We start from the raw sequence: 19,675 nt of genomic DNA, 5'->3' as shown, positions 1-19,675 counted from the left end.
TCCTAATTTACCTGCTATAATCCATAAAAATGACAACACCATGATAAACACTATAATTCCTACAAATAACGAGAACATAGCATCACTCCTTTTATTCACTTACTTTATCCAGCCATATCTTCAGCGAAAAATAGAATTTCTAAATTTCCTGTTGCTACTTCATACGTTTGATGCAAATTCATAACTTCTACTGTTGCTCTATCATCCATTACGTGTAAAACACGAGATGCGTACACGTCATCTGTTACAATATCACCAGAACGATACTCATTTGGCTTACGTCCCTTTTGTGCAAATACACGTCTTACACTTTCTGCGTTGATTTCCTCAACTGTGGCATATCTACATTTATTCGCATGATTGTAGCCCCAATCACCATGTATTGCTCCTTCACATCCCCACGATCCCCATAATTCCACTTTATTGTTAAATGTATCTTTAATCACTCGTTTCACTTGTGTAATAACTTTGTTATCCTTCAATTTGCATACAACCCATTGACCAGCAGCTACATTCTTTTCATCAATTTGTAAATTCATTCCCTATCTCTCCTTAATTAAAGATTTATGAATTCAAACTACTTTGCTATATAAGTTAGCTTTCTGCGATTCATTCGTTCTTCTCTCAATGGAATAACCATATTGGCCCAATAAGACCTCTTCGCACATTCTGATCGTGTTAATACTGGTGTTGTTATCGCATCCTCCATATTCCATTTCAATTTTTTAAGCCGATCATAGACTGTACTTCGTTTTAATCCAATTCTCTCTGCCTGTTGTAATTGTTCATATGTCAGTACACATCTGCATTCATTTGCACGCTCCAAAGCTTCCTCGCGACTCAATGGAGGCTTAGTCATTGAATCTATTAAACTCCATCCTCTTTTTCTTCGGTTATTAAATGTAGTTCTGCTAATATTATTTTTTAAAGCAATTTCTTTCACTTTAGACCATTCTGATTTTCGAGGTGATTTAGTTATTGCGAGATTTTTATCCCAACCCAAATTTCTAATCCTATAATCTAATAAATTGCGACCAATTCCGTGTTCAGCTGCTACTTCGTATTCTTCTGGAGTTATATAATAATCATATGGATTCCGCATGAGTATCTTCTCCTATTCAATTGTTAGTTAAGTTCTTGAATTTCTTTTAACGATCTATTCGAAACTTCAATACTACGAATCTTAAAACTATAATTCTTACGATATTTTTCACGAATTTTTAATGCCGCTTCTTCTTTCGTTTCAGCTTCACAAAATTCTAATTTAAATCCTGATTCTGTAATAATATCCACCATGTATGTATCTATTAGTGGCTCATAAATAAAATCATGATCCATTGTAATTTGTTCAGTCATTTAACTCACCTTCTATCGGTGAAAGTGTAATAATCATTCGTTGCTCTAACACGTTCCCTATCACAGCATTCATCCATAGATTAGGATTCATTTTTCTCATTAAAAATTCGATGACTGTGATTAACTCTTCAGTAGATAAGGAAACAAATTCACCTAAAAGTTCTTGATTGAACTTGCCACCACGTTTTTCAATCGTTAGATCTACTTCGTTGTCAATCACGTATCTTTTTGCAGTTACTAAATCAAATTGACGGACTTTCTCTCGGCCAAATCCTTTTATCAATTCCTTTAGAACATCATGAATGACACGAAAATCTAACACTTTTACTCTCTGTTCAAGCTGCTCTCTACACTGCTTGCATAAAGTTCTTTCCAAACCAGAAATATATATTTTACTCATATCAGACTCAGGAAAAGGATTTTCGCATTCATAACACTCTTCACCAATTACATCTTCAAATGGATTTAACATGTAAATCGCTCCTATGATTTATATTTGTTTAGCATTTCTTGCAATCTCTCACGCTCTTCATCAATAGATTGCGAGTTTTGCTTTTCAATTTCTTTTTTAGTTGGCTCAACATCTTCACGTAACCAATCTGGAACAATTTCTTTTCTATTTGAACGACCTGGTCCCGAACCATTCAATCGCTTATTCTTACTCATTTCAAAGCGTCTATCTAATGCAGCAACATCATCTAATGTTTTTACTTTTTGCTTTTCCCAGCTTTTCAAAATAGCCTTAATATAATTCCATTTTGGTTTATTTTCATCAATGGCTTTGTGAGCAGCATGTTTAATTAATTCGCTACCAAACGAATCACAAAACTCTCCTAATTCCGTAATGGCAATTTCACTTAATGGAATTCCTTCACCTTTTAAAAAGTTATAACTGACTTTAAATTCTTCATCGACTAATACATGTGATTTCGATTCTTTATTATCATCATGATAATAATTAGTATTTTGTATATTATTAGTACTTAGTAAAGAATTAGTATTTAGTAGTCGGCATTTTTCCATAGGGTGGTTCGTCCACTCGGTGGTTTCACCATCATGTGGTTCATCCATAGGGTGGCTTTTCCACTCAGTGGTTTCACCACTAGGTGGTTTATCCACCCTATGGTTTTTGGTATCTATGGTTGGTAACTCATAAACAATGGTTTCCCAATGTGAAATTTTCCCTGTTTCTGAATTTTGGATTGGATATCTCTTCAAATACCCTGCCTTTTTCAACTCTTTTAGGATACTTGTTGTTGTTTTCTCGCTATCCTTGGCATGTTGACTTAATTCAGTAGCATGAAATGTCCAATCATCCGGTAAAGAAAGCATGTAAGCCAATAACCCCTTTGCCCTCCAACTTAAATTTTCATCGCGCAAAGGCGTATTGTGTATAACCGAATAATTCGTATCCTTTTTCACTCGAAAAATACCCATATTTCCTACCTCTCCTATTTCCAAAACATCAATTAATTGTTATAATACGTATTATTATTCTTTCTTTAGGACCCGTTGCAGCGGGTTCTTCTCTTATGCATTCTTGCGAATTCTTTCAACTACTTCTTTTCTGCCACCAACCTTTTCAAGACGATCTGCTACACGAAAAACCTCTGTTCTTTCTGCTTCACGATCACTTTTCTGTTTCTTAAAATACATAGCTGATAACTGTTTTGATATCTCTAAATCTCTTATACTTTGCTTCTGATAAGCGTTATGTAATTCAAGATACAAAGTTTTATTCCTTTTCTTATTTGCCTGGTTCATTTGTTTATATAACAGATGCAGATTTTGTATACACTCTCTACGCTCCTCTTCTAATTCCAAAGCCTTTTCTAGATGTTCCGGAAGAACTCGGCTTTCTATTCCCATCACTAAAGCCTCCCTTTCTAAGCGATCACTTTCATCAAATTTTTGTTCAATGAAAGTACCGCCTTTATAAACTACATACGCAAGTACCGCTATCCCTAATCCAAAGATACAGACATTCGTTGTACTTTCTACCGTTATAATGTCCATTAGGCTAAAATAAACACCTTTTTAGATTCCACTTCTTGCGATAATGCGTTATTTAGGTACTCTTTAATGTTATTCATTGCTTCTAATTTCCAAGCCCCACCGTCAGCTTCAAACAAACCACAACGAGCACCTTCACGCATTCTAAACACAAACTTACTTTCTGGTTGTTCCACTTCAACAAATGTTCTATATGGGCTTAATTGCACTGGATTAGGTACTTTTGCATTCCCTCTACTCGCAACTCCTGTTTTCACCGTTACAGCTTGCGATACACCATCATCTCCAATTTCCTTAACATCATTTTCTACAACCGTACCTACTACCTGCAAAACAATGTCTCGATGATTGTTTTGTACAAAACCTGATTGCAATGCAATATTAAATTCTTCTCTGTCATAAAAGCTTCCAAAATTAAAACGTGGAATAGATGCTTGTGCTTCGATATAAGTACTTCTAGCCTTATCTCCATTAACAGCAGTAAAGCAACTTACCGTTGTTGGGTTTACAATATGAATCATTACAGGTTCAGTTGTGTCAAATTCTGATTTCACATAACCTACTAAACCAGATAAACTACGAACAATAATTTCCGCTGGTGTTGGTTCTTGCACAAGATGTAATCGTTGTGTTGAATAAGTTTGTTCCCCGATTTTATGTGTTTCAATCGTTCCAATCTCTAATACCTTTTCAATTGCTTCTCTTGTCATAGTCATTTTTATTTCCCCTTTTCTTAATTAGATTTACTTTTCATATAATCGATTACTACTGTTTGCTTCTCAGCAGCCTGATTTTCTTCTACTTCTTCTACAGGTTGTCCAACATCTGTTTTCACATCACCCTGTAGATCCATATAAAACTGTCCTTGGATTCCAGAAGATAACTCTTGACCAACTAAATTTCCGTTTTGGTCCATATCTAATAGAATCTTAGACTCTACCGCTTCTGTTGGTGCTAGTTTTGAAGTGGCTTGAACCTGACAATTCCATACATCACGTTTTTTATCACCAGCAAACGAAAGTGTTAAAACAATCTTTCTTGCTTTTTTAGGATCAGTATTTAAATCCGCCATATTTTCCATTACACGCTCAAACTCTTGATGAAATCTTTCAGCAAGTGCTCCATCAGCAAATGTATTTAAATCAATCATGACTTCCATTATTTTTCTCACCTAAGCCTTCCTTCTTAAAATTCAACATCTACTTGAATATCAATATTCATAGGGATTTCTTGCGTTACACGAATTAATTTTGGACTTACACCTTTTTGAATTAACTTTTTAACTTCTTCTTTCGCAGCATCTTTTGAGTGAAATTCACTGATACCTGGAAAACCTGCGAAATTACTTGTAATCACTAAAATCTTTTGTTGCATGATTGCTCCTCCTATTGAACTTCCGCCATATTTATTTGTGCATTTGTAGCTGTAATTTCTTCTTCTAAAATGATTGGAAGTGAATATTCTTCATTAATGATTTGAATCGCTCTATCTAAATGATGACGTTTAATAGCTTTATAACTACTAATTCCAAACTCTCTATGTAATTGACTATAAATATCGCTATACACTTTTTTTCTAAGGCTAACATCCCGATAAGCATTAGATTCCTTACCACCTAATAGAAGAACACCTAACTTTCTTACAACCTTTGATACTTCATCACATTCAATAGCATATAAAGGGGCATTTTCTCGTAAATCCTTCACATCTGATTTAATATCTTGAATTTCTTGTTTTTGACCTTCTAAAACATCAAATGTGAGTTTCAGAATACTCATTGGATCTTTAGGAAGTTGTTGCTGATTTTGTATGTGTTGTTTCATTCGTTTAAACTCTTCAATAAACTTAATTTTCATTTGAACAGCTTCTTTTGTGTTGTAACTCATTGCAACCAACGTGAAAGCTTCTTCTGTTAAGTTATACTTAAGGTATTTTCGCCCACGCTCATTTTCATAATTTGACTCGTGAAAATTTACGAGTGAAAATTCAGGTCCCGCATATTCAATTTGTTTTCTAATATCTTTCAACACATTGTCATGTGTCTTTACAAACATTTCAGCAATCATTAGACTATCTGTTACTACTTTTCCGTTGTTTTCAAATACTAATGCTTGTTCGTTTGCTACTGTTAAATGATTCATGTTAATTTCCCCCTCTACAAATTCGAAATAACTTTAGTTTTATTCGTATTACGATGCACCAAATGCAATTCATTACTTACTTTTTTAAAAATCAACCAATTATCAGGATTCAAATTGTATGATTTAATATGAATCTTTTCTTTTTTTGTTGGCTTTTTACCATTTTTCAATTAACTCACCTCCGTTCATGCTTTTCACTCTCCTTAAGATTTATTGGCTTAATAGATATATGTAAGTTAACTTGCTTTTATCTACTCACAATCTGATTAAAATGCTTTTCAAGAAACTCTTGCATTCTATCAGCTATAAACAACCACTTTTTCCCTCTAGACTCTGGGTAATAAACAAAACCACCGTTATTAATATCCAATATTTTTTTATAACAAGGTTTGTAAAGAATATTTTGTGTTAACCAACCATAACTATATCCAGTAGCTTTTTTTAAATCTTTCATTTCCCACCATGTTTTTTCTTTTTCCACTAAAAACCCTCCTTAAAATATTGAGATACTCGATATTAATCTATAAAAAAAAGATACTCAATTGGTAAGCCTAACTTTTTTTTAATAACTTGCATCTCATAATCCGAAAATGAAAATTTCCCTTTTTCCTTCGCAGAGTATGCGTCTCTATTGATCCCCAATGCAATTGCCATTTCTGCAATCGTGATATCACGTGCCATTCTTTCTCTTTTTAAAATTCGTTTAGGTTTTAAATATTTCTTTCTAATTTCTTCTTTAACAGTCATTGTGTCACCTCCGAATTATCCGATGACCAAATAATATCGCATATCTCGATATTATTCAAGCTATACACAAAAATAATATTACGATGCACAATATTTTTATTGTATCACGCGTTATTTTAGAGTATACTATCCTTATCGTATCAATGGATGGAGGTAACTTGAAATTGAAAAAAAATATTCTGGGTCCAGCGATCAAATATTTACGTAAATACAGAAGAATGACTCAAAAAGATTTAGAAAAAATTACTGGTTATAAACAAAGCACCATATCTGGTCATGAAAATAGAAATAGCACACTTGATGAGTTAGATATACAAAATTATGCAAAGGCATTACAGGTAAGTCCCCAAAGTTTCTTTACGATAGCAGAAAAGCTGGAAAAAGGAGAAAGAATTACTGATGATGATGTATCAGGGATTATCACTATAAACAAGGATCAGGAAACAGAAGAGGATCCTCATATGGTAATCGCAGCTCACATGGAAGATAATTTAAGCAAAGAAGAACTACAAGAGGTAATGGACTTCATTAATTTTGTTAAAAGTAAAAGAAAATAGGAGCATTTATATGAACAAGTTGGAAACACTTATAGCACAATATCCAGAAATAACTTTCAACTTTAATAATGAGATGCCTAATGGGTTAAGTGGACTTTGTGTTGGTAGTGAAATATATATCAATAATAATCTTAATCAAACCATTGCAGAAAAGTACGTAACAGTTAGTGAGGAAATAGCTCACTTTGAGAAAGGCATAGGTAATATAATTAAACAGGAAACTATTACCGAACGTCAGCAAGAATTCCAAGCCCGAAAAATAGGCTGCCTCCGAATCGTTACAATTGATGCTTTAATACTATGCTATGAAAAAGGCATCCAAACACCTTGGGATATAGCAGAAGAACTTGAAGTTACAACGGCTTGTGTTATAGATGCATTTGAATATATCCGGATGACAAAAGGAGTATCTTTTTATCATAAAAATTACTTAGTTCATTTCTTAACTGATACACATATAAACATTCAAAAGTTTTAGTGAATTTTATTTTGAATGGAGGAGAAAAACTTGGCAAGCTTTGAAAAAAGAGCAACTGGTTGGAGGTATCGCGTTTCTTATAAAGATGGAGATAAATACAAAACAAAAACCCAAGGTGGATTCTCGACCAAAAAGGAAGCAGCAATTGCAGCAAGTGAATTAGAAAAAAAATAAGTCGTGGACATAATTTAAATGCAGAAGATAAACTATTCTCCGAGTATATGCGAGAATGGTTTGAGGTATATAAAAAAGGAAAACATAGTCTATCGCATGAGAAAAACCTTTTACAATCTGTAAAATTAGTCGAAGAACATTTTATTGGTGTCCGTATGAAAGACTTAAATAGGGTTTTATATCAAAACTTTTTAAATGAATTATCTAAAAAACGTGCTAAAATGACCGTCAAGAAAAAACATAACTGCGTTAAAGCATGTATAAAATATGCAATTGAAGATGGAATTTTGCATAGGGACCCTACTTACAAAGCTATCATACATGGAGAAAATGAAACAAAATCAGAAGAATTAAAGTTTATCAATCAAGAAGAGATGAAAAACATAGTGGATGAATTACGCGCAAATTTGACACCACAATACATTTCAAGATATATAATTCTTTTTGCCATAGCCACTGGGGCAAGATTTGGTGAAATAATGGGGATGACATGGGACTGTATAGACTTAGAAGAGAGAACAATTACAATCAATAAGACTTGGGATTATCGTGATAAGAATGACTTTGGTAACACTAAAAATTATCAATCTGTACGTACAATAACAATTGATCAGGAAACAGTGAGTCTGTTAAAAGATTTACAAAAACACCAAAAAGAACATGCTCTGAAAACAGGTTTAAGGAATACTAAAAATTTGTGCTTTATTAATAATCAAATGGAAGTTATAACAAATAACGCTGTAAACAAAGTTCTTAAAAAGATTTGCGCAAGGTGCAATGTTAAACCAATAACATGTCATTCATTACGCCATACACATGCATCTATACTCTTATACAATGGCGTTAATATAAAATACATTTCAAGAAGACTTGGCCACAAAGATATTGTAATTACACTACAAACATATTCACATGTCTTAGATGAAATGGAACAAAAGGAATCTAGAATCGTTGATCAAACTATGTTGAATTTGTTCCAATCAGTTATATAAAACGTGCAAAAATCGTGCAAAAATAATTCTAAACGTATAAGTTTATTTGAAATAGATAGTTCCTACAAAATTATATAAGTCCAGTTATATCAAGGTTTCAAGAAAAAACATGTAATTATTTAAAAATCTAAAAGCGCGCCCAGAGGGATTCGAACCCCCGACAGACGTGGTACCGGAAACCACCGCTCTATCCGACTGAGCTATGGGCGCATGATTATAGAAAACACTTCATTTTCTTCTCATAATAATAGCAATAAAATCCATCTAAATCAATAAAAATATCCCCGTAATACCTTATACATCTTAGCTAAAAGCATATAAAATCTATTCCACCCCTAAATTTTCCAATCATAAATTCTCCCCAACTCACAAATTATAACCTATGAATTGATATTCCAAAGGGGGCTTCATTCAATGACTGTAATTACGAAACTAAAGCAAACTGTTTCTGGATTAAAAAGTGCACAAGCTAGCTTAGAGGGATTCGCTCTTGATACGGATAACCAACAAGCTAAGCAACTTTTTCAAACAGCTGCGCAGCAAACACAAACGATTATCGATTCTTTAAACCCACGTGTTGAAGAAGTCCAACAGGAAGAACCACAATACTCACAGCAATAACGAACCAATCTTGCTGTGAAATAGAAAAAGGATGATATGCAGTCATCCTTTTTCTATCACATTACATATTGCAATAGAAATGGAATGATAATTATGCGAAAACTCGGCCTCATAACCGCATTATTTGCACTTCTATTTAGCTCTTTTACCGGATGTGATAATAGTCCTTTAGATAAAAAAGTGAAAGAAGAAGCAAAACAAACGGAGAAAGAAAAAGGTCCAAAGTTAACAAAGACGAGTACGGAATCCTTTAATCAATCTATATCACAAGGAGCGAAGAAAAGAGCTCTCGCTATGGATGAAATTATAAAAAGCACAGCAGTGAATTCAAATTTAGATCTCTACATAGCAGTTACACCTGAGCATCACGAAAGGTTTGGATTAAAACCGCTTCGTAAAAAGCTTCAAAAGCAGCTAAGTGATGAGCACCCTACTTTCGATGTTCGTGTAAGTACAGATAAAAAAATCTTTATGTTACTCGAAAAGCTCGAAAGAAAGATTAAGGAAAAAAAAGTATCTAAAGATGAGATTAATAAGCAATTAAAACTCATTGGTAAAAAAATGGAGTCTAACACTTAACGCTTTTTAAAAGAAAAGGAAGGATTGCAATGTCTAGTAAAGATAAAAACTTAACCCCTGTACAACAGGAGTATAAAAAATTCGAACAAGAACGCGAACCGAAACGACCTGTCTTAAAAAATTGTATAAAAGCCTTTTTCGTTGGTGGTTTTATTTGCTTCATCGGACAACTCATTTCTACTTTTTACATCACATATTTTGATTTCACTGAACGTTCGGCAGGAAATCCAACCGTCGCAACTCTTATTTTCATTTCTATGTTACTAACTGGATTTGGTATATACGATCGTTTTGGGCAGTTTGCTGGTGCTGGTACAGCTGTACCTGTTACTGGATTTGGAAACTCCGTTATTGCAGCTTGTATCGAACACCGAACGGAAGGATTTGTTCTTGGTGTTGGCGGTAACATGTTTAAATTAGCTGGCTCTGTTATTTTATTTGGTGTATTTTCGGCTTTTGTCATCGCACTTATTAAAACGATTCTCGTTCAATGGGGAGGGCTATAAATGTTACAAGGACACCGAACGTGGGTATTTGAAAACAAACCCGTTATTATTTCAACAGGAGTCGTTGGTGGACCTTTTGAGGCAAAAGGGAAAATCCCAGAAGACTTCGATATCCTTCATGAAGATTTATGGCTCGGACAAGATTCCTATGAAAAAGCACATAAAATTTTATTCGAAGAAGCTTGTAGCCGGGCTACTGAAAAAGCAGAACTTCGTAAAGACGATATTCAATTCGTACTCGCAGGAGATTTAATTAATCAAATTACCCCTACAAGCTTTGCTTGCCGCACACTGGGCACTCCTTATCTCGGATTATTCGGGGCTTGTTCTACTTCCATGGAAGGTTTAGCACTTGGGGCAAGTATCGTAAACGCAAAGGGCGCAAAATATTTATTAACTGGTGCCTCAAGTCATAACACCGCTGTAGAAAAACAGTTCCGCTATCCTACCGAATACGGTGGACAAAAGCCGCCTACTGCACAGTGGACAGTAACCGGAGCAGGAGCCGCTATTTTAAGCGATACTGGGCACGGCCCTAGGGTAACATCTGCCACAATCGGACGAGTCGTTGATATGGGATTAACGGATCCGTTTAATATGGGAGGTGCAATGGCTCCAGCTGCCGTCGACACAATTGAAGCTCACTTACGCGAACGTCAAATTGATGCCTCTTACTACGATTTAATTGTAACAGGCGATCTCGGACATGTAGGACGCGAAATTGCTTATGACTTACTACATAAACACGGAACAAAAGTAATGAGCGAACAGTTTCAAGATTGCGGACTCCTCATTTATAGAGAAGGACAGCCTGTCATAGCCGGTGCTAGTGGACCAGGATGTTCCGCAACCGTCGTATACGGTCATTTATTAAATCGAATGAAAAGAGGAGAGTTCAAAAAAATACTTGTCGTTGCGACAGGTGCTTTACTATCTCCACTTACATTCCAACAAGAAGAAACGATTCCGTGTATCGCTCACGCCGTTTCAATTGAATTTGGAGGTGCAACGCAATGATTTTTTTCTGGGCTTTTGTCATTGGTGGACTTATTTGTGTAATTGGACAACTTATGTTTGATGTTGTAAAACTAACACCCGCTCACACAATGGCAACACTCGTCGTTGCTGGAGCTATATTAGATGGATTCAATTTGTATGAACCATTAATTGATTTCGCTGGAGCCGGGGCAACTGTACCTATTACAAGCTTCGGAAATGCACTCGTTCACGGTGCAATGGAAGAAGCTGCAAAACATGGTATCGTTGGCGTTATTACCGGCATGTTTAAAGTAACGAGCGCCGGCGTATCTGCAGCTATTATTTTCGGCTTCATTGGCGCATTGCTATTCAAACCGAAAGGATAAGGGGGTGTTTGTATGACTGTTATTGCTAGCGTAAAAACTTGCCTTGCTAGTGTAAGGGGCGCTCAAGCAAGTTTAAGCTCTCTTTCGCTAAATTCCACAGATGACGAAGCAAAACGCGTATTTCATGAATGTATGTTAGAAATGGACAGTGTCATCACTGATTTAAAGGATAGAGTTTCAGTATTAGAACGTGAAGAACCTCAATATAAAGGGTTTTAAGTAGACTGGAGGAAATGACTATGTCTCACCTGCCGGAATGGACACTTGTCATTATTCGCTCTGTATTCATATTAATCATTTTATTCACTATTACAAAGTGCTTAGGAAAAAGGCAAATCTCTCAGCTTTCCTTTTTTGAATACATAGCAGGAATGACAATCGGTGATATCGCCGCTCAAATATCTACAGGGCTTGACCAAAAGTTTTTCCATGGTGTCTTTGCTATACTTATTTTCGCCTCCGTACCTTTTTTCGTTGGAATTCTTTCCTTGAAAAACAAAACTGCTAGAGATTTCTTTGAAGGAAAATCTACAGTGTTAATAAAAGATGGAAAAGTACTTGAGGATAATTTAAAGAAAGAAAAATATACAAGTGATGAGTTACTTGAGCTTCTTAGAGGAAATGGTGCATTCAGTATAGCTGAAGTCGAATTTGCTGTCTTAGAACCGAGCGGAGAATTAAATGTATTATTAAAGAAAGATTCTCAGCCCATTACTGCAAAAGACCTTGGATTAAAAGTACCGAATGAAAAAGAACCGCAAACTGTTATTATGGATGGCAATGTCTTAGATAAACCTTTATCCTCTAGTGGACATAACCGCGCTTGGCTACATTCTGAACTAGAAAAGCTCGGTGTTGTTATTGAAAATGTCTTTCTCGGTCAAGTGGATTCATACGGACAACTTACTATCGACATTTACAATGACAAACTCCAAATGCCTTCTCCTCAAAACAAACCTTTATTATTAGCATCTTTAAAAAAATGTCATGCTGATCTTGAACTATTTTCCCTAGAAACAAAGTCGAAATCAGCAAGCGAAATGTATAGTAAAAACGCGAAACAAATTGAAAAGATTTTAAATAGAGTTACCTATCTTTTAAAAGACTAACTATCGAAAGAACGCTTCAGTTAAAAGGCGTTCTTTTCTTTTTTTCTCCACTTTTCATAACGTTTAAATTTATGGAATTCGGTTATGATGTTGAAGATACATAAGCAGGGAATTTCGAAAACATAGCGAATATTTCATGATACAACTACATATTTTTTTGATTTAAAGTGGTTTCGTTTGACCTTTATTGACCATAATTGTATTATAAGACTAAGAAAGCTTTAGAAGGAGGAAATAACAGATGAATTTAATTCCTACAGTAATTGAACAAACAAATCGTGGAGAACGCGCTTACGATATTTACTCTCGACTATTAAAAGACCGCATCATTATGCTTGGTAGTGCAATTGATGACAACGTAGCTAACTCAATCGTTTCCCAGCTTTTATTCTTGGAATCTCAAGATCCAGAAAAAGATATTCACATCTACATCAACAGCCCTGGTGGTTCTATCACAGCAGGTATGGCAATCTATGATACAATGCAGTTTATTAAACCACAAGTATCAACAATCTGTATCGGTATGGCAGCATCTATGGGTGCATTCTTACTTGCAGCAGGTGAAAAAGGAAAACGTTATGCACTTCCAAACAGTGAAGTAATGATTCACCAACCACTTGGTGGAGCACAAGGTCAAGCGACTGAAATCGAAATCGCTGCAAAACGTATCCTATTCTTACGTGAAAAACTAAACCAAATTCTTGCTGACCGCACTGGTCAACCACTTGAAGTACTACAACGCGACACAGACCGCGACAACTTCATGACAGCAGAAAAAGCTTTAGAATACGGTTTAATCGATAAGATCTTTACAAATCGTTAATAACTAAAAGCGGAAGCGGCTCGTTCAGAATGGGAGGAGGATGGAGCTTCTGACAAAGAGGTGCTTTTTACCTCGGCGGAAGAAGCGAAGCCACCGACCATTCTAGCCGCTGGAGCTGGATACAACTAAAAGCGGAAGCGCCCTATAATTGGGCGCTTTTTTATTATCATATACCTCCGTCTGTATACCCTATCCAGTATCCCTCTAAATATATCAACGATTTTTCAATTATATCGAACAAAACTCAAATTATATCAACGATTTTTTTAATATATCAACGGTTCGACACAACATATCGATTTACCGACAATCTCCGACAAGGACAAACCAACTACATACCCCCTACCCGCTAATCCGCACAAGCAACAAAACAAAAAAACTATCGCATATACGCGATAGCTCTTTATTGTACATATGCAGCTAATGCTTCTAAAGCCTCTTCTGCATCTGAACCTTCTGTTGTAATTGTTATCATGCTTCCAGTTCCAATTGCTAAGCTCATAATCCCCATTATGCTCTTTGCATTTACTGTCTTTCCATCTTTCTCAATGAAGATATCTGCATGAAAGCGATTTGCCTCTTGTACAAACAACGCAGCCGGACGTGCTTGTAAACCGTTTTTTAATGAAACCTGAACTCGTTTTTGAACCACAGCTCCATTTCCCCTTTAACCTCTTATTTTTTTGCTACCGTTTCCCCCGCGCGTAATTTCTCTGCAATTTCATCGATTTTACGCAAACGATGATTAATACCCGATTTACTAATTTTCCCCCCGGATACCATCTCACCTAACTCTTTCAATGTTACATCTTGATAATCTCTTCGTAGCTGCGCAATTTCTCGTAGTTTATCTGGCAATATATCAAGACCAACCGTCTCATCAATATAGCGGATATTTTCAATTTGCCTTAGCGCTGCACCAATTGTTTTATTTAAATTAGCTGTTTCGCAGTTCACTAAACGATTTACGGAATTACGCATATCACGTACGATTCTAATATCTTCAAATCTTAAAAGCGCATTATGAGCACCAATAATATTTAAAAATTCCGTAATTTTCTCCGCTTCTTTCAAATACGTAATGTACCCTTTTCTTCTTTCCAGCGTCTTACTATTTAAATCAAATCCGTTCATCAGTTCACATATAGCATCATTATGTTCCTTATATAACGAAAAGATCTCTAAATGATAAGATGATGTTTCTGGGTTATTTACTGAACCACCTGCTAAAAATGCACCGCGTAAATACGATCGTTTACAACACTTCTTCTCAATCAATTCTTGTGATATATTTCGAATAAATGAAAAGTCATCTCGCACGATATGAAGATCGGCTAATATTTCGCGAGACTTCTCAACAAGCCTTACGATATATACATTATTTTTCTTCAATCGCATTTTTTTACGAACAAGCAATTCTACCGTTACGTCATATCCCTTTTTCAAAAGCGTATAAATTCTTCTTGCAATTGCCGCATTTTCTGTTTGAATATCAATAGATAGACGACGGTTTGAAAAAGAAAGCGATCCATTCATTCGAAGTAACGCTGATAATTCAGCTTTTTCACAGCATTCCTTCATTTCAAGGTTCGTCAGCTCTTTCTTTGTTTCTGATGCAAATGACACAGTCAACACCTCCTTATACGATTATTATGGAACAAAATTCTTGTCCTATATGAATGAGGAGCGCTACCTCAAACGAGGCAACGCATATTTATAACAATGAATATAAAATCGAAGCTAACTTTAACGTATCATGCCTTACAACACGATCATCATACTTCGCTAATCCACCTTGAATGACATCAATATTATTTTCAGCAAAACGTTCTTCATCCACTACAACTGGTGTAGACATTTCTTCCTCATATAACTTACGTAATTCACAAGGAATATCACGGTTATTTACAATTGCAGTATTAATAAATGGTTGCCCTAAATGATCGTGTAAAGCCTGCACATGATCAAAAGCAGTATATCCCATCGTTTCACCCGCTTGTGTCATAACGTTACATACATACACCTTCTTCGCCTTTGCAGCAAGAACAGCATCCCCAATTTTATTAACAACTAAGTTGGGTAATATACTTGTATACAAACTTCCTGGACCGAAAACGAGTAAATCAGCTCGTTTAATCTCAGCCAAGGTTTCATGCAATGGCTCTACATCTTCTGGAGTTAAAAAGACACGATTAATCTTCTTTCCGTAATAAGGAATCTTTGATTCGCCTGTTACAATTTCTCCATCTTCAAGTTCCGCATGAAGTACCGCACTTTGATTCGCTGCTGGTAATACACGTCCTCTGACATTTAATACTTTACTTGTTTCCGTAATTGCATGGAAAAAGTCTCCTGTAATTGAGGTCATACCTGCCAACAATAGATTTCCTAACGCATGACCTTTCAGTCCGTCCCCTGTTGTGAAACGGTGCTGAAATAAAGCTTCCACCAGTGGCTCTACATCCGATAACGCAACAAGTACGTTACGGATGTCACCTGGAGGTGGAATTTCTAGCTCATCACGTAATCTACCTGAACTGCCACCATCATCAGCGATTGTAACAACTGCTGTAATATCAACAGGATATTGCTTTAATCCTCTTAATAAAACAGAGAGTCCAGTTCCGCCTCCCATGATAACAATTTTAGGCTTTCTCTCTTTTTTCATCCCTTAATGGCCCTTTCTCTTCTCCACATCACGATGAGATACATGAACACTATACTCTGGTTTCAAATGTTTCCCAAGGTATTCTGTAAGCGTAACAGAACGATGCTGTCCACCTGTACATCCAATTGCAATTACAAGTTGACTTTTGCCTTCTCTTTTATAATGAGGCAACATGAAAGTAATCAGATCCGTCAACTTCTCTAAAAACTTATGTGTCTCATTAAATTTCAGTACATACGAAGAAACTTCTTCATCTAGTCCTGTTAATGGCTTCATATGTGGAATGTAATATGGATTTGGTAAAAAACGAACATCAAATACTAAATCTGCATCAATTGGAATACCGTACTTAAATCCAAATGACATAACATTTACACGAAATGCTTGCTCAGTTTCTGTTGAGAACAAGTGAACAATTTTTTCACGTAATTCTTTCGGTTTTAAATCCGATGTATCAAGCACAATATTCGCTCGTGCCTTCATATCTGTTAATAAATCGCGCTCTGCTTCGATTCCCTTTAACGGCAAACCAGTTGGTGCAAGTGGATGCGAACGTCTCGTTTCTTTATAACGAGTTACAAGCGTACTATCTTTCGCATCTAAAAATAAAATATGAGGAATAATCCATGTACGTTCTGATAAATCATCAAGCGCTCCCCATAAATGTTCGAAAAACTCGCGGCCACGTAAATCAATACCAAGTGCCACTTTATTCATTTTCCCTTTTGAATCCGCCATAAGTTCAATAAACTTTGGCAATAACATCGGTGGCAAATTATCTACACAAAAATATCCTAAATCTTCAAAACTTTGTAAAGCTACTGTTTTTCCAGCTCCAGACATCCCTGTAATAATTACCATTTTTATATCATTATTCTCTGTCATCGTATCCTCTCCTTGACGGTTTAACTCGGATCTAATCGATATGAAAGCAACTCAAAATCTGGGGTATATACAAATGTACCGTAGATTATGCCATTTCCTTTAATTAAGTAATCAATAATGTGATAATCTCCTGGCGCCATTGCTAAATCATCAATTTTGTCAAATGTATGCCAACCAATGATGCCTTCTTCGCTCTCTAGTTTGTTTTCTCCTGCAAAATCTGTCGCTAAAAAGGAGAACATCATCCATTCAGAAACAACTTTATCACCTTCTTGGATGACAAAGGTGAAGACCCCCTTTAACGTTGGGTTTTTCAAATAAATACCTGTTTCTTCACGATACTCGCGAACAACGGAATCTCTTACAGTCTCACCACGCTCCATTTTCCCGCCTGGTGCAACCCACCAATTTCGGCGAGGTTTTTGGAGTAAGAGTACTTCATTATCTCTAATTAACACACAGTTTGTCACTCTTTGCATGTTTCTTCACCTCAGCTACTTGCAGTAAAATTCCTCACTGCATACTTCTTTCATTATACTATCAAAAACAGTTTGCTACAACGAAGGAGCCAGTCCTCTTTCGTTAAGCATATGCTACTCAACAATTTTAAAAAAGCTTTCTATAACAAGCAATGTAAATGCTTAGACTTTCAATGAATAGCATAAAAAATCCCCTTAACGATTTTTATCGCTAAGGGGATTAAAGCCTTTATTTCTTACCGAAATAAGTAACAATCGCAAATCCTAAAATAAAGGTAATAATCGAACTTATAATTGAAAATCCGCCAGTCGGAATCCCAGGGAACACAATTACAATCGAACCGATTACAAGTCCAATAATTGCCGCAAATGTCATACTTTTATAACGATCTAATAAAAAACTAATGCCTTTACTACTTACAACAAATCCGACCATAACACCAGCACCGATAACCACGATTAAAGGTAAATTAAGTGTAGTTAAAGCGTTAATTGCTGTTGGATACACACCAATAATTAATAAAATAAACGATCCACTAATCCCAGGAAGCAGCATGGCCATACTAGCCATCCATCCTGCGAAAAATAAACCAATTGCATTTAAAATTGTTAACGTCGTAATTGGATCTGCTGCCTTATCTGGTTTAAAGAAAGCTGTAATCGCAACAAGAATTGCTGCAACTATTAATAAAACAATGTGCTTACCTTTAAACGATGACTTTGCATCAGCTTCTCTCATTAACATCGGTAATATACTAATAATTAAACCGAGGAAGAAAAATTGAGTCGGTTCATAATGATTTGCAAGTAAATATTTAATAACGTGACTTAACGTTAAAAATGCTGCTGCCACACCAGCTGCAAGGGGAATTAAAAATCCTAAATGTTTTTTCCATTCACGACTAAAGAATCCACTAATTGCCGCAAGCAATTGTTCATAAATCCCTAACACAACAGCGATTGTACCGCCGCTCACACCAGGAATTAAATCACTAACGCCCATACAAAATCCACGATATATATTACGCCATTCCATACTGAATAAATTCCTCATTTCTTATAGTGATTTTTTCCGTAAAGTCCAGTATATCAATAAGAAAGCTTATAATCCTAATATTTTTTGACAAAACTTTGACATTTTCAAACAAAAAAAGAAGAAAGCTCCTGTCGGTAGCTTTCTTCTCACAAGGTATATTATCCCTTATTTTTCTGATACAGTTTTTAATTCCTCTAATAATTCTTCTACGTAATGTTGAGCACTTTGTGCTGCAATACTACCGTCACCTGTTGCAGTTACAATTTGACGAAGCATTTTTTCACGAACATCACCAGCTGCAAAAATACCAGGAATTTTCGTTTCCATACGTTCGTTCGTTTCAAGGTAACCATTTTCATTTGTAATACCTAGTTCAACAAATGGTTTTGATAATGGTAACATACCGATGTATACGAATACGCCGTCAGTTTTGACTTCTTTCTCTTCTCCACTGTTTACGTCGACAAGTGTTACACTTCCTACTTTACCACTTGCTTCGTTGATTTCTTTTATAGTATGGTTCCAAATGAAATCTACTTTTTCATTTTGGAAAGCACGGTCTTGTAAAATTTTCTGTGCACGAAGCGTGTCACGACGGTGAACAATCGTTACTTTTGATGCAAAGCGCGTTAAGAATACACCCTCTTCAACAGCAGAATCTCCGCCGCCAATTACGATAAGTTCTTTTTCTTTAAAGAATGCCCCGTCACATACTGCACAATATGATACACCACGGCCGCCAAGTTCTGTTTCACCCGGTACACCAATTTTTTTATACTCTGCACCGCTTGCAACGATAATTGCACGTGCTTTATATTCTTTTTTACCAGCAATAATTGTTTTGTATTCTTTACCATCGATGACTTCTTTCACATCACCGTATGCATATTCAGCACCAAATTTCTTCGCATGCTCAAACATTTTATTTGATAAGTCTGGTCCTAAAATAGACTCATAACCTGGGTAGTTTTCTACATCCTCTGTGTTTGCCATTTGGCCACCTGGAATACCACGCTCAAGCATTAATGTGCTTAAATTTGCACGAGATGTATATACTGCAGCTGTCATACCAGCTGGTCCTGCACCAATAATAACGACATCATAAATTTTTTCTTCTGACACACTATTCACTCCTATCCATTCCTAC

30 protein-coding genes, 1 tRNA gene and 1 pseudogene are annotated in these 19,675 nt (G+C 35.8%); 11 read left to right on the top strand and 21 right to left on the bottom strand.

The genetic code is table 11. From position 1 onward, the window contains the following. Nucleotides 1-104 precede the first annotated feature (104 nt). The 13 genes from MHI28_RS20125 to MHI28_RS20065 all read right to left on the bottom strand — a co-directional run bounded on the left by MHI28_RS20125 (nt 105) and on the right by MHI28_RS20065 (nt 6,257). Entirely contained in the window at nt 105-539 is a 435-nt protein-coding gene (locus tag MHI28_RS20125) for a hypothetical protein (RefSeq protein WP_340828222.1), read from the bottom strand. Between the two features lie 38 nt (nt 540-577). Next, nucleotides 578-1,102, bottom strand: a complete 525-nt coding sequence (locus tag MHI28_RS20120) for a hypothetical protein (RefSeq protein ID WP_340828221.1) — start codon at nt 1,100-1,102, stop codon at nt 578-580. 23 nt (nt 1,103-1,125) lie between these two features. Continuing rightward, nucleotides 1,126-1,356 (bottom strand): hypothetical protein, encoded by a 231-nt coding sequence (locus tag MHI28_RS20115; RefSeq protein WP_016125614.1) that lies wholly within the window; start codon nt 1,354-1,356, stop codon nt 1,126-1,128. Further along, nucleotides 1,349-1,828 (bottom strand): hypothetical protein, encoded by a 480-nt coding sequence (locus tag MHI28_RS20110; RefSeq protein ID WP_340828220.1) that lies wholly within the window; start codon nt 1,826-1,828, stop codon nt 1,349-1,351. The genes MHI28_RS20115 and MHI28_RS20110 overlap by 8 nt, the downstream gene beginning before the upstream one ends. Before the next feature lie 11 nt (nt 1,829-1,839). Further along, nucleotides 1,840-2,793: a DnaD domain protein gene (locus tag MHI28_RS20105; protein WP_098398331.1), complete on the bottom strand. Its 954-nt coding sequence runs from the start codon at nt 2,791-2,793 to the stop codon at nt 1,840-1,842. A 93-nt stretch (nt 2,794-2,886) separates the two neighbouring features. Next, on the bottom strand, nt 2,887-3,372 hold the full coding sequence (locus tag MHI28_RS20100) for a hypothetical protein (RefSeq protein ID WP_340828219.1): 486 nt from the start codon (nt 3,370-3,372) through the stop codon (nt 2,887-2,889). Next, entirely contained in the window at nt 3,372-4,085 is a 714-nt protein-coding gene (locus MHI28_RS20095; RefSeq protein ID WP_340828218.1) for a hypothetical protein, read from the bottom strand. Before MHI28_RS20095 ends, MHI28_RS20100 begins: the two co-directional genes overlap by 1 nt. A 17-nt stretch (nt 4,086-4,102) precedes the next feature. After that, complete coding sequence (locus MHI28_RS20090; RefSeq protein WP_340828217.1) at nt 4,103-4,528, bottom strand: replication terminator protein; 426 nt, start codon at nt 4,526-4,528, stop codon at nt 4,103-4,105. A 26-nt stretch (nt 4,529-4,554) separates the two neighbouring features. Next, the gene (locus MHI28_RS20085; protein WP_340828216.1) at nt 4,555-4,743 is read right to left on the bottom strand and encodes a hypothetical protein; all 189 of its coding nucleotides are present in this window, start codon (nt 4,741-4,743) and stop codon (nt 4,555-4,557) included. A gap of 11 nt (nt 4,744-4,754) precedes the next feature. Then, the gene (locus MHI28_RS20080) at nt 4,755-5,510 is read right to left on the bottom strand and encodes a Rha family transcriptional regulator (RefSeq protein WP_086388102.1); all 756 of its coding nucleotides are present in this window, start codon (nt 5,508-5,510) and stop codon (nt 4,755-4,757) included. 14 nt (nt 5,511-5,524) lie between these two features. Beyond that, nucleotides 5,525-5,680: a DUF6906 family protein gene (locus MHI28_RS20075; RefSeq protein ID WP_325856245.1), complete on the bottom strand. Its 156-nt coding sequence runs from the start codon at nt 5,678-5,680 to the stop codon at nt 5,525-5,527. Nucleotides 5,681-5,757: 77 nt separating this feature from the next. After that, on the bottom strand, nt 5,758-5,991 hold the full coding sequence (locus MHI28_RS20070) for a DUF771 domain-containing protein (RefSeq protein WP_000410023.1): 234 nt from the start codon (nt 5,989-5,991) through the stop codon (nt 5,758-5,760). Nucleotides 5,992-6,026: 35 nt separating this feature from the next. Next, entirely contained in the window at nt 6,027-6,257 is a 231-nt protein-coding gene (locus MHI28_RS20065; RefSeq protein WP_000216290.1) for a helix-turn-helix transcriptional regulator, read from the bottom strand. 164 nt (nt 6,258-6,421) lie between these two features. Between MHI28_RS20065 and MHI28_RS20060 the strand changes: the two genes are divergently transcribed. The 3 genes and pseudogenes from MHI28_RS20060 (at nt 6,422) to MHI28_RS20050 (ending at nt 8,458) form a co-directional block, all read left to right on the top strand. Next, nucleotides 6,422-6,814, top strand: coding sequence for a helix-turn-helix domain-containing protein (locus MHI28_RS20060; RefSeq protein ID WP_086402613.1), 393 nt, complete (start codon nt 6,422-6,424; stop codon nt 6,812-6,814). 10 nt (nt 6,815-6,824) lie between these two features. Further along, nucleotides 6,825-7,292, top strand: a complete 468-nt coding sequence (locus tag MHI28_RS20055; protein ID WP_001037137.1) for a hypothetical protein — start codon at nt 6,825-6,827, stop codon at nt 7,290-7,292. Between the two features lie 30 nt (nt 7,293-7,322). Then, nucleotides 7,323-8,458: pseudogene (locus tag MHI28_RS20050) on the top strand (tyrosine-type recombinase/integrase). 134 nt (nt 8,459-8,592) lie between these two features. Here the strand turns inward: MHI28_RS20050 and MHI28_RS20045 are convergent. Continuing rightward, nucleotides 8,593-8,668: transfer RNA gene (locus MHI28_RS20045), tRNA-Arg, on the bottom strand. A gap of 204 nt (nt 8,669-8,872) precedes the next feature. On the opposite strand from MHI28_RS20045, the gene MHI28_RS20040 reads away from it, so the two are divergent. The 8 genes from MHI28_RS20040 to clpP all read left to right on the top strand — a co-directional run bounded on the left by MHI28_RS20040 (nt 8,873) and on the right by clpP (nt 13,460). After that, entirely contained in the window at nt 8,873-9,079 is a 207-nt protein-coding gene (locus MHI28_RS20040; protein ID WP_000216166.1) for a DUF1657 domain-containing protein, read from the top strand. Nucleotides 9,080-9,172: 93 nt separating this feature from the next. After that, nucleotides 9,173-9,658, top strand: a complete 486-nt coding sequence (locus MHI28_RS20035; RefSeq protein ID WP_001228537.1) for a YhcN/YlaJ family sporulation lipoprotein — start codon at nt 9,173-9,175, stop codon at nt 9,656-9,658. Between the two features lie 29 nt (nt 9,659-9,687). Then, entirely contained in the window at nt 9,688-10,164 is a 477-nt protein-coding gene (spoVAC, locus tag MHI28_RS20030) for a stage V sporulation protein AC (RefSeq protein ID WP_000095399.1), read from the top strand. Beyond that, nucleotides 10,165-11,181 (top strand): stage V sporulation protein AD, encoded by a 1,017-nt coding sequence (spoVAD, locus tag MHI28_RS20025; protein ID WP_000938953.1) that lies wholly within the window; start codon nt 10,165-10,167, stop codon nt 11,179-11,181. Continuing rightward, a complete protein-coding gene (spoVAE, locus tag MHI28_RS20020) occupies nt 11,178-11,528 on the top strand; it encodes a stage V sporulation protein AE (protein ID WP_000575924.1) in 351 nt (116 codons plus the stop codon). Before spoVAD ends, spoVAE begins: the two co-directional genes overlap by 4 nt. A gap of 12 nt (nt 11,529-11,540) precedes the next feature. After that, nucleotides 11,541-11,747 carry a DUF1657 domain-containing protein gene (locus MHI28_RS20015; protein WP_000215918.1) on the top strand — a complete coding sequence of 69 codons (207 nt, stop codon included), beginning with the start codon at nt 11,541-11,543 and terminating at the stop codon, nt 11,745-11,747. Between the two features lie 20 nt (nt 11,748-11,767). Further along, nucleotides 11,768-12,637 (top strand): DUF421 domain-containing protein, encoded by an 870-nt coding sequence (locus MHI28_RS20010; protein ID WP_340828213.1) that lies wholly within the window; start codon nt 11,768-11,770, stop codon nt 12,635-12,637. Nucleotides 12,638-12,878: 241 nt separating this feature from the next. Continuing rightward, a complete protein-coding gene (gene clpP / locus MHI28_RS20005) occupies nt 12,879-13,460 on the top strand; it encodes an ATP-dependent Clp endopeptidase proteolytic subunit ClpP (RefSeq protein ID WP_001049162.1) in 582 nt (193 codons plus the stop codon). A gap of 403 nt (nt 13,461-13,863) precedes the next feature. On the opposite strand, the gene MHI28_RS20000 is transcribed toward clpP, so the two are convergent. The 7 genes from MHI28_RS20000 to trxB all read right to left on the bottom strand — a co-directional run bounded on the left by MHI28_RS20000 (nt 13,864) and on the right by trxB (nt 19,650). Then, a complete protein-coding gene (locus tag MHI28_RS20000; RefSeq protein ID WP_000250307.1) occupies nt 13,864-14,112 on the bottom strand; it encodes an HPr family phosphocarrier protein in 249 nt (82 codons plus the stop codon). A 23-nt stretch (nt 14,113-14,135) separates the two neighbouring features. Then, nucleotides 14,136-15,086 carry a DNA-binding protein WhiA gene (gene whiA / locus MHI28_RS19995; RefSeq protein WP_000006563.1) on the bottom strand — a complete coding sequence of 317 codons (951 nt, stop codon included), beginning with the start codon at nt 15,084-15,086 and terminating at the stop codon, nt 14,136-14,138. Nucleotides 15,087-15,174: 88 nt separating this feature from the next. Continuing rightward, nucleotides 15,175-16,128, bottom strand: a complete 954-nt coding sequence (locus MHI28_RS19990; protein ID WP_000712185.1) for a gluconeogenesis factor YvcK family protein — start codon at nt 16,126-16,128, stop codon at nt 15,175-15,177. Nucleotides 16,129-16,131: 3 nt separating this feature from the next. Continuing rightward, complete coding sequence (rapZ, locus tag MHI28_RS19985) at nt 16,132-17,013, bottom strand: RNase adapter RapZ (protein WP_000138458.1); 882 nt, start codon at nt 17,011-17,013, stop codon at nt 16,132-16,134. Nucleotides 17,014-17,033: 20 nt separating this feature from the next. After that, nucleotides 17,034-17,492, bottom strand: coding sequence for an NUDIX hydrolase (locus MHI28_RS19980; RefSeq protein ID WP_001190082.1), 459 nt, complete (start codon nt 17,490-17,492; stop codon nt 17,034-17,036). Nucleotides 17,493-17,721: 229 nt separating this feature from the next. Next, nucleotides 17,722-18,528, bottom strand: a complete 807-nt coding sequence (locus MHI28_RS19975; protein ID WP_000455196.1) for a DUF368 domain-containing protein — start codon at nt 18,526-18,528, stop codon at nt 17,722-17,724. Between the two features lie 165 nt (nt 18,529-18,693). Beyond that, nucleotides 18,694-19,650 (bottom strand): thioredoxin-disulfide reductase, encoded by a 957-nt coding sequence (gene trxB, locus MHI28_RS19970; RefSeq protein WP_001288077.1) that lies wholly within the window; start codon nt 19,648-19,650, stop codon nt 18,694-18,696. Nucleotides 19,651-19,675 lie beyond the last annotated feature (25 nt).

Source organism: Bacillus sp. FSL K6-0268 (genome assembly GCF_038005425.1).
Classification (GTDB): domain Bacteria; phylum Bacillota; class Bacilli; order Bacillales; family Bacillaceae_G; genus Bacillus_A; species Bacillus_A thuringiensis_S.
Note: the sequence above shows the minus strand (reverse complement) of the source record. Positions and strands in the feature narration are given on the sequence as shown.